Source organism: Streptomyces sp. NBC_01235, assembly GCF_035989285.1.
Lineage (GTDB): Bacteria > Actinomycetota > Actinomycetes > Streptomycetales > Streptomycetaceae > Streptomyces.
On the sequence record NZ_CP108513.1, the window covers coordinates 7704882 to 7722858 of the forward strand.

Annotated in this window: 17 protein-coding genes; 13 read left to right on the forward strand and 4 right to left on the reverse strand. The window is 69.4% G+C overall.

Translation table 11 applies throughout. The annotated features are described in order from the left end of the window. The first annotated feature begins 235 nt into the window (after positions 1-235). From OG289_RS34820 to OG289_RS34850, 7 genes are all read left to right on the forward strand, one after another. Complete coding sequence (locus OG289_RS34820; RefSeq protein ID WP_327318012.1) at positions 236-1243, forward strand: ABC transporter permease; 1008 nt, start codon at positions 236-238, stop codon at positions 1241-1243. A gap of 99 nt (positions 1244-1342) precedes the next feature. Then, complete coding sequence (locus OG289_RS34825) at positions 1343-3139, forward strand: ABC transporter substrate-binding protein (RefSeq protein WP_327318013.1); 1797 nt, start codon at positions 1343-1345, stop codon at positions 3137-3139. A gap of 141 nt (positions 3140-3280) precedes the next feature. Continuing rightward, positions 3281-4279, forward strand: coding sequence for an ABC transporter permease (locus tag OG289_RS34830; protein ID WP_327318014.1), 999 nt, complete (start codon positions 3281-3283; stop codon positions 4277-4279). Then, positions 4276-5373 (forward strand): ABC transporter ATP-binding protein, encoded by a 1098-nt coding sequence (locus tag OG289_RS34835; RefSeq protein WP_327318015.1) that lies wholly within the window; start codon positions 4276-4278, stop codon positions 5371-5373. The genes OG289_RS34830 and OG289_RS34835 overlap by 4 nt, the downstream gene beginning before the upstream one ends. Further along, positions 5370-6755: an ABC transporter ATP-binding protein gene (locus OG289_RS34840; protein WP_327318016.1), complete on the forward strand. Its 1386-nt coding sequence runs from the start codon at positions 5370-5372 to the stop codon at positions 6753-6755. The genes OG289_RS34835 and OG289_RS34840 overlap by 4 nt, the downstream gene beginning before the upstream one ends. A 96-nt stretch (positions 6756-6851) precedes the next feature. Further along, positions 6852-8243 carry a M1 family metallopeptidase gene (locus tag OG289_RS34845; protein ID WP_327318017.1) on the forward strand — a complete coding sequence of 464 codons (1392 nt, stop codon included), beginning with the start codon at positions 6852-6854 and terminating at the stop codon, positions 8241-8243. 56 nt (positions 8244-8299) lie between these two features. Further along, on the forward strand, positions 8300-8956 hold the full coding sequence (locus OG289_RS34850) for a trimeric intracellular cation channel family protein (protein ID WP_327318018.1): 657 nt from the start codon (positions 8300-8302) through the stop codon (positions 8954-8956). Here the strand turns inward: OG289_RS34850 and OG289_RS34855 are convergent. Further along, positions 8865-10088, reverse strand: a complete 1224-nt coding sequence (locus tag OG289_RS34855; RefSeq protein WP_327320900.1) for an alpha/beta hydrolase — start codon at positions 10086-10088, stop codon at positions 8865-8867. The two genes, OG289_RS34850 and OG289_RS34855, sit on opposite strands and share 92 nt — an antisense overlap. Positions 10089-10264: 176 nt before the next feature. Between OG289_RS34855 and OG289_RS34860 the strand changes: the two genes are divergently transcribed. Beyond that, positions 10265-11125, forward strand: a complete 861-nt coding sequence (locus OG289_RS34860; protein WP_327318019.1) for a thioesterase family protein — start codon at positions 10265-10267, stop codon at positions 11123-11125. Here OG289_RS34860 and OG289_RS34865 read toward each other — a convergent pair. Beyond that, positions 11112-11699, reverse strand: coding sequence for a TIGR03086 family metal-binding protein (locus OG289_RS34865; protein ID WP_327318020.1), 588 nt, complete (start codon positions 11697-11699; stop codon positions 11112-11114). The genes OG289_RS34860 and OG289_RS34865 overlap by 14 nt on opposite strands. 100 nt (positions 11700-11799) lie before the next feature. On the opposite strand from OG289_RS34865, the gene OG289_RS34870 reads away from it, so the two are divergent. Together OG289_RS34870 and OG289_RS34875 are read left to right on the forward strand one after the other, a co-directional pair. Further along, entirely contained in the window at positions 11800-12804 is a 1005-nt protein-coding gene (locus tag OG289_RS34870) for a helix-turn-helix transcriptional regulator (protein ID WP_327318021.1), read from the forward strand. Positions 12805-12919: 115 nt separating this feature from the next. Then, positions 12920-13318, forward strand: coding sequence for a hypothetical protein (locus tag OG289_RS34875; protein ID WP_327318022.1), 399 nt, complete (start codon positions 12920-12922; stop codon positions 13316-13318). Between the two features lie 103 nt (positions 13319-13421). Here the strand turns inward: OG289_RS34875 and OG289_RS34880 are convergent, their stop codons facing one another. After that, positions 13422-14048, reverse strand: coding sequence for a TetR family transcriptional regulator (locus OG289_RS34880; RefSeq protein WP_327318023.1), 627 nt, complete (start codon positions 14046-14048; stop codon positions 13422-13424). 121 nt (positions 14049-14169) lie between these two features. Here OG289_RS34880 and OG289_RS34885 point away from each other — a divergent pair, with 121 nt between their 5' ends. From OG289_RS34885 to OG289_RS34895, 3 genes are all read left to right on the forward strand, one after another. Then, positions 14170-14337 carry a hypothetical protein gene (locus OG289_RS34885; RefSeq protein ID WP_327318024.1) on the forward strand — a complete coding sequence of 56 codons (168 nt, stop codon included), beginning with the start codon at positions 14170-14172 and terminating at the stop codon, positions 14335-14337. A gap of 44 nt (positions 14338-14381) precedes the next feature. Continuing rightward, complete coding sequence (locus OG289_RS34890; RefSeq protein WP_327318025.1) at positions 14382-14648, forward strand: DUF4190 domain-containing protein; 267 nt, start codon at positions 14382-14384, stop codon at positions 14646-14648. Positions 14649-14795: 147 nt separating this feature from the next. Continuing rightward, the gene (locus tag OG289_RS34895) at positions 14796-15959 is read left to right on the forward strand and encodes a cysteine desulfurase family protein (RefSeq protein ID WP_327318026.1); all 1164 of its coding nucleotides are present in this window, start codon (positions 14796-14798) and stop codon (positions 15957-15959) included. 292 nt (positions 15960-16251) lie between these two features. Here OG289_RS34895 and OG289_RS34900 read toward each other — a convergent pair whose 3' ends face one another. Further along, on the reverse strand, positions 16252-17829 hold the full coding sequence (locus OG289_RS34900; protein WP_327318027.1) for a multicopper oxidase family protein: 1578 nt from the start codon (positions 17827-17829) through the stop codon (positions 16252-16254). Positions 17830-17977: the final 148 nt, after the last annotated feature.

The window sequence follows — 17977 nt, forward strand, 5'->3', positions numbered from 1 at the left end:
GGATCTGCCCCAATTAGTCCCCGTCCGGGGGGCGTTACCCGCCGTCCGGATAACGGAACCCCTCTACCCGGATCACGTTTACGCATCCATTCACTGCCAAGTCTGGCAACAGATCGCCAAAGCGTTGAAGACTCCCGCTCCAGGGGACTTATCCCCTGCGTATTACGGACTGATCACGCCGCCACCGCGGCAAAGTGCGGGCCGGCTACCGCCGGTTGAGAGGGGTCCCTGCCAGATGACGGCACCATTGCACGAGCCGACCGCGGAAGCGGCCCCGAGCGCGGCCGAGGAAGCGGCGGTCGCCACCAGCGGCGCCAAGGCCGTTCAGGGTCGTTCCCTGGGCCGGATCGCCTGGGAGCGCCTCAAGCGGGACAAGCTGGCCCTGACGGGCGGCATCGTGGTGCTCTTCCTCGTGGTGATCGCGCTGCTCGCGCCGGTCATCACCGGGCTCCTGGACCAGGACCCGAACGAGTATCACGAGAACCTGATCGACCCGCTCTTCGGTACGCCCACGGGTTCCCTGGGCGGTGTCAGCGGCGACCACCTGCTCGGCGTCGAGCCGGTCAACGGCCGCGACATCTTCGCCCGCATCCTCTACGGCGCCCGGATCTCGCTGCTGGTCGGCTTCCTGTCGGCCGTGGTCGCCGTGGTCCTCGGAACGGTGCTGGGCATCCTCGCCGGCTTCTTCGGCGGCTGGATCGACTCCCTGATCAGCCGGGTGATGGACGGTCTGCTGGCCTTCCCGCAGCTGCTGTTCATCATCGCGCTGGTCTCCGTCATGCCGAACCACATGCTGGGCCTCACCGGCTCCAGCGTGCGCGTCTTCGTGATGATCCTGGTCATCGGCTTCTTCGGCTGGCCCTACATCGGACGCGTGGTGCGCGGCCAGACGCTCTCGCTGCGTGAGCGCGAGTACGTCGAGGCCGCCCGGTCGCTGGGCGCGGGGCGGGTGTACATCCTGTTCAAGGAGCTGCTGCCCAACCTGGTCGCCCCGATCGTCGTGTACACGACGATGATGATCCCCACCAACATCCTCACCGAGGCGGCGCTCAGCTTCCTGGGCGTCGGCGTCAAGCCGCCCACCGCCTCGTGGGGACAGATGCTCTCGAGCGCGATCGACTACTACGAGTCGGACCCCATGTACATGGTGGTCCCGGGTGTGGCGATCTTCATCACCGTGCTGGCCTTCAATCTCTTCGGCGACGGCGTCCGGGACGCGCTGGACCCGAAGGCATCCCGCTGAACCGCTGAACAGCTGAACAGCGAAACCGCCGAACCCGGCACCCCAACCGTCCCGTGGCCTTCACACGGGGTCTCTCATCTATCCGGAGGATCCGAGATCGTGACTACCCAACGCACCTCAGGGCGGCGGAAGCAGGCATTTGCCGCTGCCGCCGCGGTCGCCGCGCTGCTGACCACGGCGGCGTGCGGCGGTGGCGGAGACGACGACAAGGGCTCGAGCACCGGCGCCGCCGGCTTCGACGCCGCGAACAACAAGGTCGCTCAGGCCTCCGCCGCCAAGAAGGGCGGCACGCTGAAGTTCGGTGGTGCCCAGGACGCCGACTCGTGGGACACCACGCGCGGTTACTACGGCATGATGTGGAACTTCGCCCGCTACTACAGCCGCCAGCTCGTCACGAACAAGGCCGAGCCGGGTGCTGCGGGCGCCGAGATCACTCCGGACCTCGCCACCTCGACCGCGAAGGTCACGGACGACGGCAAGACCTACACGTACACCCTGCGTGACGGCAGCACGTGGGAGGACGGCAAGCCGATCACGTCCAAGGACGTGAAGTACGGCATCGAGCGCGTGTGGGCGCAGGACGTGCTGTCCGGCGGTCCGGTCTACCTCAAGGACGTCCTGGACCCCACGGGCGCGTACAAGGGCCCGTACAAGGACACCTCCGCGGACAAGCTGGGTCTGAAGGCGATCGACACGCCCGACGACAAGACCATCGTCTTCCACCTGCCGAAGGCCAACTCGGACTTCGAGGAGATGCTGGCCCTGGTCTCGGCCTCCCCGGTCCGCCAGGACAAGGACACCAAGTCCAAGTACGGTCTGCACCCGTTCTCCTCGGGCCCGTACAAGTTCGAGTCCTACAGCCCGGGCAAGGACCTCACCCTGGTCCGCAACACCTCCTGGAAGCAGGCCTCGGACCCGATCCGCAAGGCCTACCCGGACAAGATCACCATCCAGTTCTTCTCGGACGCCAACCAGCTCGACCAGCGTCTGCTCAGCGGTGACCTGGACCTCGACCTGAACCAGACCGGCATGTCGCCGCAGGGCCGCACCACCGCCCTGAAGGAGCACAAGGCCAACCTGGACAACCCGGTCTCCGGCTACATCCGCTACGCGGTCTTCCCGCAGAGCGTGAAGCCGTTCGACAACGTCGAGTGCCGCAAGGCCGTGATCTACGGCGCCGACCACGTGTCGCTGCAGACCGCGCGCGGTGGCCCGGTCGCCGGTGGTGACATCGGCACCAACATGCTGCCGCCGTCGGTCGCGGGTTCCGAGGGCCAGAAGTACGACCCGTACGAGATCGCCGGCGCCAACAAGAGCGGCAACGAGGCCAAGGCCAAGGAGGCCCTGAAGGCCTGCGGTCAGCCGAACGGTTTCAAGACCACCATCGCGGTCCGCAACAACAAGCCGGTCGAGGTGGCCACCGCCCAGTCCCTCCAGGCGTCGCTGAAGAAGATCGGCATCACCGCCGAGATCGAGCAGTACGACGGCTCGCAGACCACCGGCATCATCGGCAGCCCCGCGAACGTGCAGAAGAAGGGCTTCGGCATCATCATCATGGGCTGGGGTCCGGACTTCCCGTCCGTCCAGGGCTTCGGTCTGCCGCTGTGGGACAGCAAGTACATCCTGGACAGCGGTAACTCCAACTACGCGCTGATCAAGGACAAGACCATCGACGGTCTGTTCGACTCCTACGTCAACACGCTGGACGACGCGGGCAAGACCAAGATCGCCACGGACATCAACCACAAGGTGATGGAGGGCGCGTACTACCTGCCCTTCGTCTTCGAGAAGTTCATCAACTGGCGCTCGGACAACCTGGCGAACGTGTACACCACCGACGGCTACAGCGGTATGTACGACTTCGTCAACCTCGGCCTGAAGAACCCGAAGAAGTAAACCCGGCACACCCGCCGAACGGCACGAAAGGCAGGTGAAGGCCGGCGCGGCGGATCCGCGGGCCATCGGAAGTCCCCCATCGCCCAAAAGGCGTGGGAGGTACCCCACCGGTGGCCCGCGGTCCGCGGCGGGCCGAGAGCTGTGCTCGCTTACCTCATCAGGCGGTTGTTCGCCGCCGCAGTGATGCTCGTGGTCATCATCATGGTGGTCTTCGGCATCTTCTTCCTCGTCCCCAAGTGGGCGGGCGTGGACATTGCCACGAGCTTCGTGGGCAAGCAGGCCGACCCTGCCGCCGTCGAGGGCGTACGGCAGAAGCTGGGTCTGGGCGACCCGATCTACGCCCAGGTCTGGGAGTTCTTCAAGGGCATCTTCGCCGGCCGCACCTACTCGGGCGGTGGCGACACGATCCACTGTGCCGCACCCTGCTTCGGCTACTCCTTCCGCAGCGAGCAGGCCGTCTGGCCGGTGCTGACCGACCGCTTCCCGGTGACCCTGGGTCTCGCGCTCGGTGCCGCCGTGCTGTGGCTGGTCTTCGGTATCGCGGCCGGTGTGCTCTCCGCGCTCAAGCGCGGCACCCTGTGGGACCGCGGCGCGATGGTGGTCGCCCTGGCGGGCGTCTCCCTGCCCATCTACTTCACCGGCATGCTGAGCCTGGCGATCTTCGCCTTCGGGCTGAAGTGGATCGACGCTCAGTACGTCCCCCTGGACGACAGCTTCTCCGGCTGGCTCGGCGGCATGATCCTGCCGTGGATCACCCTCGCCTTCCTGTACGCGGCGATGTACGCCCGGATCACCCGCGCCACCATGCTGGAGATCCTCGGCGAGGACTACATCCGCACCGCCCGGGCGAAGGGCCTCAAGGAGCAGACCGTCATCGGCAAGCACGCCATGCGCTCGACGATGACGCCCATCCTCACCATGCTCGGCATGGACCTCGGTGCCCTCATCGGCGGCGCGATCCTGACCGAGTCCACGTTCAATCTGCCCGGTCTCGGCCGGGCCGTGCTGGACGCCATCCGCAACCAGGACCTGCCCATCATCGTGGGCGTGACCCTGATCACTTCCCTCGCGGTGCTCGTCGCCAACCTCGTGGTGGACATCCTGTACGCCGTGATCGACCCCCGAGTGAGGCTCACGTGACCGAACTCAGCAAGAGCGGAGCGGCCGTGGGCGAGCCCACCCCCGCTTCGCCCGCGCCGACCTCCTTCCTCGAAGTGCGCGACCTCAAGGTGCACTTCCCGACCGACGACGGCCTGGTCAAGTCCGTCGACGGGCTCAGCTTCCAGCTGGAGAAGGGCAAGACCCTCGGCATCGTGGGCGAGTCCGGCTCCGGCAAGTCGGTGACCTCGCTCGGCATCATGGGCCTGCACACCGCCGGCCAGTACGGCAAGCGCAAGGCCCAGATCTCCGGCGAGATCTGGCTGGACGGCACCGAGCTGCTGTCCGCCGACCCCGACTACGTGCGCAAGCTGCGCGGCCGCGAGATGGCGATGATCTTCCAGGATCCGCTGTCGGCGCTGCACCCGTACTACACGATCGGCCAGCAGATCGTGGAGGCGTACCGGATCCACCACGACGTCGACAAGAAGACCGCCAAGCGACGCGCGGTCGAGATGCTCGACCGGGTGGGCATCCCGCAGCCGGACAAGCGGGTGGACAGCTACCCGCACGAGTTCTCCGGCGGTATGCGCCAGCGCGCGATGATCGCGATGTCGCTGGTCAACAACCCCGAACTGCTGATCGCGGACGAGCCGACGACCGCCCTGGACGTGACCGTCCAAGCGCAGATCCTCGACCTCATCCGTGACCTCCAGAAGGAGTTCGGCTCCGCGGTCATCGTGATCACCCACGACCTGGGCGTCGTCGCCGAACTCGCCGACGACATCCTGGTGATGTACGGCGGCCGCTGCGTCGAGCGGGGCCCGGCCGACAAGGTGTTCTACGAGCCCCGGCACCCCTACACCTGGGGTCTGCTCGGCTCGATGCCGCGGCTGGACCGTGAGCAGCAGGAGCGCCTGATCCCGGTCAAGGGCTCCCCGCCCTCGCTGATCAACATCCCGTCCGGCTGCGCCTTCAACCCGCGCTGCCCGTACGCGGACCTCCCGAAGGACAACGTCACCCGCACCGTCCGGCCCGAGCTGGCCGAGGTCGGCAGCCGGCACTGGGCCGCCTGCCACCTGGGCACGGAGCAGCGGGAGCGTATCTGGACCGAAGAGATTGCGCCGAAGCTGTGAGTGACGACGAGAAAGCGGTGAAGATCCCCGCGCAGGCCGAGGGCCCGACGCAGGGCGCGACCCTCACCAAGGACGCCGCCCCCGGCGAGGTCCTGCTGAAGGTGACCGGCCTGCAGAAGCACTTCCCGATCAAGAAGGGCCTGCTCCAGCGGCAGGTCGGGGCGGTGCACGCGGTCGACGGCATCGACTTCGAGGTCCGCTCCGGCGAGACGCTCGGCGTCGTGGGCGAGTCCGGCTGTGGCAAGTCCACGATGGGCCGGCTGATCACCCGGCTGCTCGAACCGACCGCGGGCAAGGTCGAGTTCCAGGGCAAGGACATCACGCACCTCGGGGTGAGCGGCATGCGTCCGCTGCGCCGCGACGTGCAGATGATCTTCCAGGACCCGTACTCGTCGCTGAACCCGCGCCACACCATCGGCACGATCGTCGGCGCTCCCTTCAAGCTCCAGGGCGTCGAGCCCGAGGGCGGCATCAAGAAGGAAGTGCAGCGGCTGCTGTCGGTCGTGGGTCTCAACCCCGAGCACTACAACCGCTACCCGCACGAGTTCTCCGGCGGTCAGCGTCAGCGCATCGGCATCGCCCGCGCGCTCGCGCTGAACCCGAAGCTGGTCGTGGCGGACGAGCCGGTCTCGGCGCTCGACGTGTCGATCCAGGCCCAGGTCGTCAACCTGCTCGACGACCTTCAGCAGGAGCTCGGCCTCACGTACGTGATCATCGCGCACGACCTCTCGGTGGTCCGGCACGTCTCGGACCGCATCGCGGTGATGTACCTCGGCAAGATCGTGGAGCTGGCCGACCGTGACCTGCTCTACAAGTCGCCGATGCACCCGTACACCAAGGCGCTGATGTCGGCGGTTCCGATCCCGGACCCGAGGCGCAAGAACGCCAAGAGCGAGCGCATCCTGCTCAAGGGCGACGTGCCCTCGCCGATCTCCCCGCCGAGCGGCTGCCGCTTCCACACCCGGTGCTGGAAGGCGACGGAGATCTGCAAGACCAAGGAGCCGGCGCTCGTCGAGCTGCGGCCGGGTCAGCAGGTCGCCTGCCACCACCCGGAGAACTTCGCGGACCAGGCCCCGCAGGACACCGTCTTGTTGACGGTCGCGAAGGAGGCGGCGGAGCTGGTGGCCGACGAGGTCCTCGCCGAGTCGGCGGAGACGTCGGCGGCGGTCGCGGCGGAGGTGGCGGCCGAGGCCGAGGCGCAGGCCTCGTCCGAGGAGGCGTCCTCTTCCGAGGAGGCTCCCGAGCCGGCCGAGGTCACGAAGGCCGTGGCCACGGAGACCGAGGCCACCCAGACCGAGGCCACCCAGACCGAGGCCACCCAGACCGAGGCCACCCAGACCGAGGTCGCGAAGACCGAAGGCCAGGAGTCAACCGACAAGTAGCGCATGACGAGTTGGCAAAGTCATGTACATGCCTGAACGGGAGAGCGCAGAGTCGTCCGTGTCCGACTTATCGGCACACGCTCGAAGGGACGACTCATGGCACTCTCCCGTTCGGCACGTTTAGGATCCGTCGCGACAGCGGCGGCCTCTTTCCTCGTCATCGCCGCCTCCTCCGCCCCCGCCCCGGGCGCCGACGGCATCGGCGACACCTACTTCCCCCGGCTCGGCAACGGTGGCTTCGACGCCCGCCACTACGACCTCGCCCTCGCCTACAACCCCGACACCGACCGCCTCGACGGCCGGACGACTATCACCGCCCGCGCCACCCAGAACCTCTCGTCCTTCGATCTGGACCTGCAGAAACTGGAGGTCACCCGGGTCGAAGTGGACGGCAGACGGGCGCAGTTCACCCGCGACGGCGACGAGATCCGCGTCACCCCGCGCGGTGTGCTCCGCAAGGGGCGGACCTTCGAGGTCGCCGTCACCTACGGGGGCGTCCCCGAACCCCTGGGCGGCCCCATCGTCTTCGGCTCGGACTACGGCTGGATGAAGACCACCGACGGCGTCTTCGTCGCCTGTGAGCCCAACGCCGCCTCCACCTGGTTCCCGTCCAGCGACCACCCCGCCGACAAGGCCACCTACGACATCCGGATCAAGGCGCCCCAGGGTCTGACCGCCGTCTCCAACGGCCGGCTGGTCTCGACGTACGACAAGGGCGGCTCGACGTACACCCACTGGCGTGAGACGAAGCCGATGGCGACCTACCTCGCGACCGCCACGATCGGGAAGTTCGACGTGAAGACCGGGACGACACCCGGCGGCACCCCGATCTACGTCGCGATCGACCCGGTGCTCGCGAACAGCAACAACGTGGACGTGTACGGCGTCACCGCCGCCGCGACCGACTACTGGTCGCAGGTCTTCGGCCCGTACCCGTTCGAGGAGACCGGCGCGATCGTCGACGACATGCCGCAGGCCGGGTTCTCGCTGGAGGTGCAGTCCAAGCCGGTGTACTCGGCCGTCCGCAACGAGTCCACGATCGTGCACGAGCTGGCCCATCAGTGGTTCGGCGACTCGGTATCGGTGGCGCACTGGAAGGACATCTGGCTCAACGAGGGCTTCGCCACCTACGCCCAGTGGCTGTGGGCCGAGCACCAGGGCACCCGCTCGGCGCACGACTCCTTCCTCGCCGGCTACAACGCCCGCCCCGCCGACAGCGCCTTCTGGCAGACGGTGGTCGGCGACCCGCAGCGCGACACCATGTTCGCCTCCGCGGTCTACCAGCGCGGCGCGATGACGCTCCAGATGCTGCGCGAGCGCATCGGGGACGCCGCCTTCTTCAAGCTGCTCCCCACCTGGACCAAGCTGCACCGCTACGGCAACGCGGCCACCGACGACTTCGTCCGGCTCGCCGAGAAGATCTCCGGGCAGCAGCTCGACGACCTCTTCCAGACCTGGCTCTTCACCACAGGGAAACCGTCCCTGTGACGCCGTAAGACCTGGCTTTGTAAGGTTGACGGTCGCTGCTGGGTGACAATGTAAGGGTGATCCAGCAGATCTTCAGTCCTTCCGTCCAGCACACGCTCGACCTCGTCGGCATCTTCGTGTTCGCCATCTCCGGCGCGCTGCTGGCCGTCCGCAAGAACTTCGACGTGTTCGGCATCGCCATGCTCGCCGAGGTCACCGCGCTGGGCGGAGGACTGTTCCGGGACCTGGTCATCGGGGCCGTGCCCCCGGCCGCCTTCACGGACCTGGGGTACTTCCTGACGCCTCTGTTCGCCGCCCTGCTGGTGGTCTTCCTCCACCCGCAGGTGGAGCGCATCCAGACCGGCGTGAACGTCTTCGACGCGGCCGGCCTCGGCCTGTTCTGCGTCACGGGCACGACGAAGGCGTACGCCCATGGGCTCGGCCTCACCGCCTCGGCCGCCCTGGGGCTCGCGACGGCAGTCGGCGGCGGTGTGCTGCGCGACGTGCTGGCCAACGAGGTGCCCTCACTGCTGCGCTGGGACCGCGATCTGTACGCGGTCCCGGCGATCGTCGGCGCCACCATGGTGGTGCTCTGCATCCGTTACGACGTGCTCACCCCGCTGGCGAGTGGGGTGGCCGCCCTCACCGCTTTCGTCCTGCGGCTTCTCGCGATGCGTTTCCACTGGCGAGCGCCTCGCGCTTGGAATCGGCGGTCGACGGTGCGTGAGGAGTAGCCCCGGCAACGGCGAGCGCGTGCTGGTTCAGCTGAGTCGTCAGCCATTTGAACACCGGCACCACCTGCGGCCGCCACAGCTCCATGGTGTGGCCGCCCGCGCTCTTCGGGATGTAGATCACCTTCACGGTGGTCGGCGCCTTCGCCTCGTGCTGGAGGGCGAGGCCCGCCTGGTAGCCGTCGCCAGGCTCGCCGGAGATGTAGAGCGCCACGCCGGGCGGGGCGGCCGCCTTGCGGAGCATCGCGTAGGGGTTGGTGGACTTGCGCAGCGCCGGGTCCTGCGCGGTGAGCGAGTTGGGCTCGCCCATGGGGTCGTTGTAGCCGGACAGGCTGACCGCGGCCCGGTAGCGGTTGGGGTGGGCGATGGCCAGCTTGACCGCGCAGTGCGCCCCGGCCGAGTAACCGGCGACCGCCCAGCCCTTGGGCGCGGGCTGGGCCCGGAAGTTGTCCGTGACCATCTTCGGCACGTCGACGCTCAGCCAGCTGTCGGCGTTGACGGTGCCCGGCACATTGGCGCAGCCGGTGTCCACCCCGGGCAGCAGGGTGGTGCGCGGCGCGATCAGGATGAACGGCGCGACCTTGCCCTTGCGCATCAGCGGCTCCAACTGCGAGGCCACGTGCATCGACCCGAACCACGACTTCGCCGAGCCCGGGTAGCCCGGCAGCAGCTCCACGACCGGGAAGGCCTTCTTGGCGTACGCGGGCTCGTTGTACTGCGGCGGCAGCCAGACGTAGACCTCGGCGTTGATGCCGGAGACGCGGCCCTTGAGCTGTGTGACGCGCACCCCGTGCAGGCCCGGCCCCTGCGCCTCGCTGAATTTCTGCGCGACCTTGGGCAGCTTGTCCAGCGCGATGCCGCCGGTGCCGTCGGCGCCCAGGTCGGCGGCCTGCGCCACATGGTTGCCCGTGCCCAGGAGGTCGTCCCAGGTGTCGTACAGGTTGTTGCTGTTGTTCACCAGCACGAAGACCAGGGCGACGGCGGTGCCCTGGGCGAACATCAGCATCAGCACCCGGGCGGAGGCCCGCAGGATCAGCGGCCCGCGCAGCCGCGACCACAGCAGCAGTGGCACTGCGACGGCGACGACGGACAGCGCGATCAAGGTGAAGAGGAACGGAGTCCCGGTGAGGCTCATGTCCTTGGAGAGGGATTTTCGGGCCTCGAGGTTACGGACGAGTTCGGACACTTACCAAGAAATTGCAGACCTCTCACAGAGAGTGATCACAGCCGGGGCATAGGAGGGCCATGGAGGGCCGCGATCGGGCCTGAACAAAGCTACCGCTTAGTAATCGCCTGTTGTACCGTTCAGCCATGCCAGAAGCAGCTACCGCGACCGCCCGGCGGGCCACCATCGGCGACAGTGAGTTCGACCGCGACACCGCGCTCACCCCGCGCGCGCCCGGCGTCTACGACATCGACCTCTCGGCCGGCTGGACGATCATCAGCGCCGTCAACGGCGGCTATCTTCTCGCCGTCCTCGGCCGCGCGCTCGCGGACGCCCTGCCGCACCGCGACCCGTTCACGATCTCGGCGCACTACCTGACCGCCTCGCAGCCGGGCCCTGCCGTCGTCCGCACGGAGCTGGCCCGTACCGGCCGCACCCTCTCGACCGGCCAGGCCTCGCTGTTCCAGTACGACGAGGACGGCGTCGAGGTCGAGCGGATCCGCGTCCTTGCCTCCTACGGCGATCTGGACGCCCTCCCGGACGACGTCCGCACGACGGCGAAGCCGCCCGCGCTCCCGCCCCTCGACCAGTGCTTCGGTCCCGAGGACGGACCCGCACCCGTCGACGGCAGCTCCGCCATCGCCGACCGGCTGATGCTCAAGCTCGACCCGTCCACCCTCGGCTGGGCACTCGGAGCGCCCTCCGGCAAGGGCGAGATGCGGGCCTGGTTCGGGCTGAAGGACGGCCGCGACCCCGACCCGCTCTCCCTTCTCCTCGCCGTGGACGCCCTGCCGCCCACCGCCTTCGAGATCGGCTTGCGCGGCTGGGTCCCCACGGTCGAGCTGACGGTCCACGTCCGCTGCCGTCCGGCCCCGGGCCCCCTCCGGGTCGCCATCACCACCCGCAACCTCGCGGGCGGCTTCCTGGAGGAGGACGCCGAGGTCTGGGACAGCGCGGACCGACTGGTCGCGCAGTCCCGCCAACTCGCCCGGGTCAGGCTCGGCTGAGCGGCTTGCGCCCCAGCCAGACCGCCAACCGCTCGTAGGCATCGGCCCCTTCGGGGGCCGCAAGCGCGGAGTCGAAGGGCGTGTCGGCGTCCCGCTGCTCGTCGGGGAGGACGCGGCGGGCGACGGAGAGTGCGAACTCGGCGAGTTCCGGGTCGAGTTCGAGGGGGTGGCCCAGGGCCTCGGCGAGGTCCCAGGTGTGGGTCACGCCCTCCATCACGTAGCCGGAGAGCGCGACGCGGCCCGGCGCCTCGCCCCACGGCACCCGCACGGCCGCGTCGAGCCGGGCGTCGTCCGCCCAGGCCCGCTGGACCCGGGTGCGGGCCTCGTCGTACGCGGCCGGCCAGCCGTCGTCGTCGACGCCGTCCACGAAGGGCCGTACGGCGAGGCCGTCGCCGCCCTCGCCCACGGTCGCGATCCGCAGGGTGCCGCCGACGAGATGGCTGAGCAGGGTCCGTACGTCGAACTCCGTGCACGGGGTGGGACCGGCCAGCTGCTCCGGTCGTACGGTCCTGATCAGTGCGGCGGCCTGCTCGGCGGCGCGGGTGTAGAGGGGGCGGGGGTCGATGGCGTTCACGGCGGGCCTCTCTTCGAGTCGTTGCCCAGAGGTTCGCCGCATAACCTGACAGCTTCCGTCAACATTTGCGCCGGCTCTTCGGAGGGCGGATTCTGGTCGGGTGAAGGCCGACCGACTGCTCTCCGTCCTGCTGCTCCTGCAGACCCGCGGCCGCGTCCCCGCGCATGAACTCGCCGAGCGGCTCGAGGTGTCGGTGCGGACCATCTACCGGGACGTCGAGGCCCTGTCGGCCTCCGGGGTGCCGGTCTACGCCGAGCGCGGCCGGCACGGCGGCATCGAGCTGCTCGCCGGGTTCCGCACGGACGTCACGGGGCTGACCGCCGACGAGTCCCGCGCCCTGTTCATCCTGGCCGCGCAGGGCACGCACGCCGCCCTCGGCCTCGACGCGGCCCTCGGCTCGGCGCTGCGCAAGGTGATGGCCGCGCTGCCGGCCCCGCACCGCCCGGCCGCCGAGGCGACCGCCCGCCGCATCCTGGTCGACGCCACGCGCTGGAAGGGCGGTCCGCGGCAGCCGGTGGACCTCGAAGCGCTCCAGGACGCGGTCTTCGCCGACCGGCGGCTCAGGCTGCGCTACCGGCACAGCGACGAGCGGGAGCCGCGCACCTACACGGTCGATCCGTACGGCCTCGTCTCCAAGGCGGGTGTCTGGTACCTGGTCGCCGACCGGCGCGCGCGGCCCCGGCTCTTCCGCGCCGACCGGGTGCGCACGGCGAAGGTGCTGGACGACCCGGTGCGGCGGCGGCCCGGTGTCGAACTCGCCGACGCCTGGGAGGTCCTGCGCCGCCAGGTCGAGGAGCGCCCCGGCGGACTCGATGTCACCGTCCGGGTGCGGCGTGAGCGCCTCGACATGTTCCTGCGCCTCAACGCGGCCTCGCTGACCTCCCTCCCGCAGGACGACGGCGAGAGCGAGTGGGTGACAGCCCGGCTGACGTACGGATTCGTCGGGGAGGCCCGCCAACTGCTCCTGTTCGCCGACCTCGTGGAGGTCCTCTCGCCGCCGGAGGTGTGCGAGGAACTGCGGCGGACGGCCGCTTCTGTCACGGAGCTGTACCAGCGCACCCACGGGGTCCCTGAGGTGAACTCCCAGGTCGGCGAGGTTTCTTGAGGGGTGCTTTACCTGACTGACAGGCGGGGGACAGAGGGGGCTCAAGGAAGCCCTAGGCGCCGTTGGTTGAGTTCCCACCCTCAGGTCCTCCTCATCTTCCCTGGAGCTGTTTCTCATGAAGCGTGCGCTGATGCCCGTCCGTCTCGTCCCCGCGGTGGCGCTGCTGGCGCTCTCGCCCCTCGCCCTGGTGGCCTGCGGCTCGGGCGACTCCTCCTCGAACAGCGGCACGTCCGGTCAGCAGTCCTGTCAGCCGCCGTCCGGCAATCCCTCGGGCATGCCGAGCGGCGCCCCGTCGGGTGCTCCTTCGGGTGCTCCTTCGGGTGCGCCGAGCGGTGCTCCTTCGGGGCAGCCGACGGGTACTCCCACCGGCACGCCGACCGGTGTCCCGTCGGGCGCTCCGAGCGGCGGTCCCGGCGGGGGCGGACAGGGCGGCCCCGGCGGGGGCGGACAGGGCGGCGGCGGGTGTGGCGGTCCGGGCGGCGGCCAGGGGCAGCAGGCCCAGCAGCAGGGCTGACCGGCGGTTCACCCACAGGGGCGGCGCACTCGGGAACGGGTGCGCCGCCCCTGTGTTCGTCGTGTTCGGCTGAGGCCTGTCGGGCCTGTCGGGTCTTCGGGCCTCAGTCCAGCCAGTGGTGGCGGCCGATGCTGATGAGCCGCATCTGGCGGGTCGCGAGCCGGCTGAACCGCTCCCGGTCCTCCGGCGAGGCCTCCAGGGACTCCAGGAACAACGAGGCCGTGATGAGCATCTGGTCGACGTAGAGGTGCGAGAGCATCAGCAGGTCGTCGTCGCTCCAGCCCTCGGCCTCGGTGTCCTTGGCCAGTTCGGCCTTCACCTCCTCTGCGAAGCGGCCCAGTTGGTCCCGGATCGCCTCCCGCACCGGCTGCACCCCGCCGTGCCGCTCACGGGCGATGAAACGGACGTGCGCGGGGTACGCGTTCACATGACCGGCGATCAACTCGACGGCACGCGTGATGCGTTCCTCACTGCTGTCGGCGCTGGTCACGGTGGTCCGGATCATCGGGTGCAGGCTGCCCAGCGCCTCCTCGACGAGGGCCACGCCCAGGTCCGCGGTGGAGCGGAAGTGCCGGTAGAAGGCGGTGGGGGCGACGCCGACGGCGCGGGTGACCTCGCGCAGGCCCAGGCTGCTCAGGCTCTGCTCCTCCAGAAGTCCCAGCGCCGCGTCCAGGAGCGCCTGCCGGGTCTTCTGCTTCTGGGCCTGCCGGATGCCGAGGGTGTGACTCATGTCATCCAGTTAACAACTGTTCTCCGGAATTGGAAAGTCCCGGGACGCGCTAGACTCGAAGTCAGTGAACAACTGTTACTACAACTGTTCACCCAAATTTTACGGAGGGGGATCCGATCCCATGCTGTTCCTCGTCGCCGCACTGCTGCTGTTCGGTGTCGTCATGGGCACCATCGCCCACGCGTCGTTCGCCTTCACCCTCGTCGCCGCCGCCGTGATCGCCGCCTGGCTCGGCATCTTCGCGCTCCGTGAGCGCCACGGCCGCCGTCGGCAGACCTCGACCCACTGACCGTCGATCGTTCCCCGACGGGAACCGACAGGAGCTGAGCAACCATGCAACTCACCGCCCCGGCCACGCGCCGCACCGGAGTCCGGGATGCCGACGGCATGGCCGTCGCGTCCTTCATCCTGGGTCTCCTGGGCCTGCTCGTCCTCAACGTCTTCCTCGGCCCGATCGCCATGGTCCTGGCGGCGGTCGCCCTCTGGCGTGGCACGGCCCGCCGCGGCCGCGCCTACCTCGGCCTGGCCCTGGGCGTCGCCGACCTCCTGGTCCTGGTCGCCTTCATGCAGGCGGACTCGACGATCTCCTGGAGTTTCTGACCGGGGGAGGGCGGGCGCGGCCGACAGCGCCGGGTGCGTCGCGACCAACGCCAGGTTCTCAACTCGGGCAAGGCGCGTGGCCCTGCTGCGGTTCAGGCCCACCTTGAAGCGAGGCCGACCAGCCGGGCCCGTAGAATCGTGGCCACCATGGCATACCTCGACCACGCCGCGACCACCCCGATGCTCCCCGAGGCAGTCGAGGCACTCACCGCGCACCTGAGCATCACCGGCAACGCCTCCTCCCTCCACGCGGCCGGCCGGCAGGCCCGCCGCACGGTCGAGGAAGCCCGTGAGAGCCTCGCGGAAGCGCTCGGCGCCCGCCCCAGCGAGGTCGTCCTCACCTCCGGCGGCACCGAGGCCGACAACCTCGCGGTCAAGGGCCTGTACTGGTCCCGCCGCGACGCCGACCCGGCCCGCACCCGCGTCCTGGCCAGCCCCGTCGAGCATCATGCGGTCCTCGACGCCGTGCACTGGCTGGGCGAACACGAGGGCGCCACGGTCGAGTACCTGCCGGTCGACTCCTACGGCCGGGTCCACCCGGAAGCGCTCCGTGAGGCGATCGCCCGCAACCCCGACGACGTCGCCCTGGCCACCGTCATGTGGGCGAACAACGAGATCGGCACGCTGATGCCGGTCCGCGAACTGGCCGACGTGGCGGCCGAGTTCGACGTCCCGCTGCACGCGGACGCCGTCCAGGCCTTCGGTCAGGTCCCCGTCGGCTTCGCCGACTCCGGCCTCGCCGCGATGACCGTCTCCGGCCACAAGATCGGCGGCCCGTACGGCATCGGCGCCCTCCTTCTGGGCCGCGAGTACACCCCCGTGCCCGTCCTGCACGGCGGCGGCCAGGAGCGTCACGTCCGCTCGGGCACCCTCGACGTCCCCGCGATCGCCTCCTTCGCGGTCGCCGGACGCCTTGCCGCCGAGCAGCGCGAGTGGTTCGCCCGCGAGATCGGCACCCTGCGCGACGCCCTGATCGACGCGGTCCGTACGGCCGTCCCGGACGCGATCCTCGGGGGCGATCCGGTCGACCGGCTCCCGGCCAACGCCCACTTCACCTTCCCGGGCTGCGAGGGCGACTCGCTGCTGCTCCTGCTCGACGCCCAGGGCATCGAGTGCTCCACCGGCTCCGCCTGCACCGCGGGCGTCGCCCAGCCCAGCCACGTCCTGCTCGCCACCGGCACCGACCCCGACCTGGCCCGCGGCACCCTCCGCTTCTCCCTCGGCCACACCTCCACCGAGGCCGACGTCGAGGCCGTCGCCAAGGCCATCGGCCCGGCGGTGGAACGGGCACGCGCGGCAGGACTGACGTAACTCTCCCTCCGCTTCCCCCGGCCCAGTGTCGACACTCGGCTCGAATCCGAGGGGCACCTGTCGATGCGGTGGCCAGGTGTCGACAGAGCGGCGGCCGACCTGGACGGCGACGGCGTCGCGACCTCGCGGCGGCGAACGGCTCCCCGGGCCAGGTGGACCCGTTCAAGGGGTCCTGCCAGTCACGTCCGGCACCTGCAGACCTGGCCCGCGGTGCGTTGGGCCAGGCGCTGCCGTCGGCGCTTCCACTGCCGGCGGCAGCCTGCTCATGAGGCAGGGCCGAATGGGAACGGGCCTAGCTGTCCGTGACCATGAGGGCCGCCATCATGCCCTCGTCCTCGTGCTGGAGCAGATGGCAATGGAGCATGTACATGTACGTGTCGTCGGTGAAGTCGGTGAACTTCATCGCGATCTTGATGGAGCCGCCGCCGACCACCTCGAAGGTGTCGCGCCAGCCGAGGTCGACGCCGGTCGGCGCCTCGCCGTTGATCTCCATCACCTGATACGGCACATCGTGCAGGTGGAAGGAGTGTTCCAGCTGTGTGCTGTTCTTGATCGTCCAGATCTCCTCGGAGTCCAGCGTGGTGCTGATCATCGCCATCCCGGCCATGGTGGTGCCCGCCGAGCCGTTGATCAGCATGGTCCCCCCGTTTTGGCCGAGCGTGATCGTCCGCGCGGTGAAGCCGCTCGTGTCGTACCGGGTGATCGTGTTGAGCGTGCTCGGCAGGTCGGCCGGCGTGTCGGTGGCGTCCGGGGTCACGGTCAGGAAGTCGTACGTGCCGCTTCCGCCGCGGATCCAGCCGGTGGTGACGACGGCCTGGAGTGTGACGGCCGCGTCCAGGTCGAGGACGAACTCGGCGCGGGCGCCGGCCACCAGCCGGATCGTGGTCACCTCGGTGGGCTCGGTGAGGTATCCCTGGTCGGTGGCGATCTGGGTGAGCGTGCCACCGTCGCCGCGCTGGACGGTCATGATGTCGGAGGGGGAGGCGTTCAGGACGCGGAAGCGCGTGCGCTTCTTGGTCGCGGTGAAGCCGAGGGTGGTCGAGTCGACGTTGGTGCCGTTGACCAGCACCGGGAAGGTGACGGTGGAGCCGCGGTAACCGGCGGCGTCGTACTTGATGTCGCCGGCGCTGTCGACCGCCAGACACTGCAGGATGATCGGGATGTCGTCGACGCCGTACTCGCTCGGCAGCGCGGCCGAGACGTCCGAGTCGTCCTCGACGATGATCATCCCGGCCAGGCCGTGGACGACCTGCTGGGCCGTGGTGCCCAGCGCGTGCGGGTGGTACCAGAGGGTCTTGGCCTCGTCGAGGACCTCGAAGGTGGGCGACCAGGTCACTCCGTCCGCGAAGGCGTTCTGCGGGCCGCCGTCCATCTTGGGCGGGATGTGGGCGCCGTGGAAGTGGACCGTGGTCTCCGCGCCCAGGGTGTTGGTGAAGTTCATCAGGACCGTGTCGCCCTTGGTCCACTTCATCGTCGGGCCGAGGTACGCACCGTTGTAGCCGGCCGTGGTGCTGGTGACGCCGCTGAGCACCTCGCTCGTACCGGTCTTCGCGGTCAGGGTGTACGTGGTGGTGGTGCCGGAGGTGGTGGCCTCCAGCAGGTCGGGGATGGCGAGGGTGCCGGTGGCGTCCGCCGCGGAGGCCTTGTTGCTGTTGCCGCCGGTCAGCAGGGAGAAGGTCGCCCCCGCCGCGCCGACGGCGCCCAGCCCGACGCCGGCCATCCCGCCCAGGAAGCTCCGCCGGTGCAGGCCCTTGCCGCTTCGGCCCGTCGCCTTCTTCGCGTGCTCGCCCTTGTCGCCCCGACCGCTCCGTGCGTGGGCGCCCTTGCTCTGCTCTCCCGCGCCGGAGGCGGGATCTGTGATGTGGCTCATGGCCGTGGAGCTTTGAGCTAAGGGCTATGTAAAGACTGAGGCGATTTTAGGAGCGAGCCGAGGACACTGTGCGGCCGCCGTGTGCCTCAACTCCCCTGAAAAAAAGCCAACTTGGCGGGCCGCAGGTCATGTCCGGGGCGAGGGACAC

Excerpts from the sequence above, each read along its gene's own strand:
- OG289_RS34820 (WP_327318012.1), top strand. The coding sequence starts at position 236 with ATGACGGCACCATTGCACGAGCCGACCGCGGAAGCGGCCCCGAGCGCG.
- OG289_RS34885 (WP_327318024.1), top strand. The coding sequence starts at position 14,170 with ATGCTGTTCCTCGTCGCCGCACTGCTGCTGTTCGGTGTCGTCATGGGC.
- OG289_RS34845 (WP_327318017.1), top strand. The coding sequence starts at position 6,852 with ATGGCACTCTCCCGTTCGGCACGTTTAGGATCCGTCGCGACAGCGGCG.
- OG289_RS34895 (WP_327318026.1), top strand. The coding sequence starts at position 14,796 with ATGGCATACCTCGACCACGCCGCGACCACCCCGATGCTCCCCGAGGCA.
- OG289_RS34860 (WP_327318019.1), top strand. The coding sequence starts at position 10,265 with ATGCCAGAAGCAGCTACCGCGACCGCCCGGCGGGCCACCATCGGCGAC.
- OG289_RS34890 (WP_327318025.1), top strand. The coding sequence starts at position 14,382 with ATGCAACTCACCGCCCCGGCCACGCGCCGCACCGGAGTCCGGGATGCC.
- OG289_RS34880 (WP_327318023.1), bottom strand. The coding sequence starts at position 14,048 with ATGAGTCACACCCTCGGCATCCGGCAGGCCCAGAAGCAGAAGACCCGG.
- OG289_RS34875 (WP_327318022.1), top strand. The coding sequence starts at position 12,920 with ATGAAGCGTGCGCTGATGCCCGTCCGTCTCGTCCCCGCGGTGGCGCTG.
- OG289_RS34855 (WP_327320900.1), bottom strand. The coding sequence starts at position 10,088 with ATGAGCCTCACCGGGACTCCGTTCCTCTTCACCTTGATCGCGCTGTCC.
- OG289_RS34900 (WP_327318027.1), bottom strand. The coding sequence starts at position 17,829 with ATGAGCCACATCACAGATCCCGCCTCCGGCGCGGGAGAGCAGAGCAAG.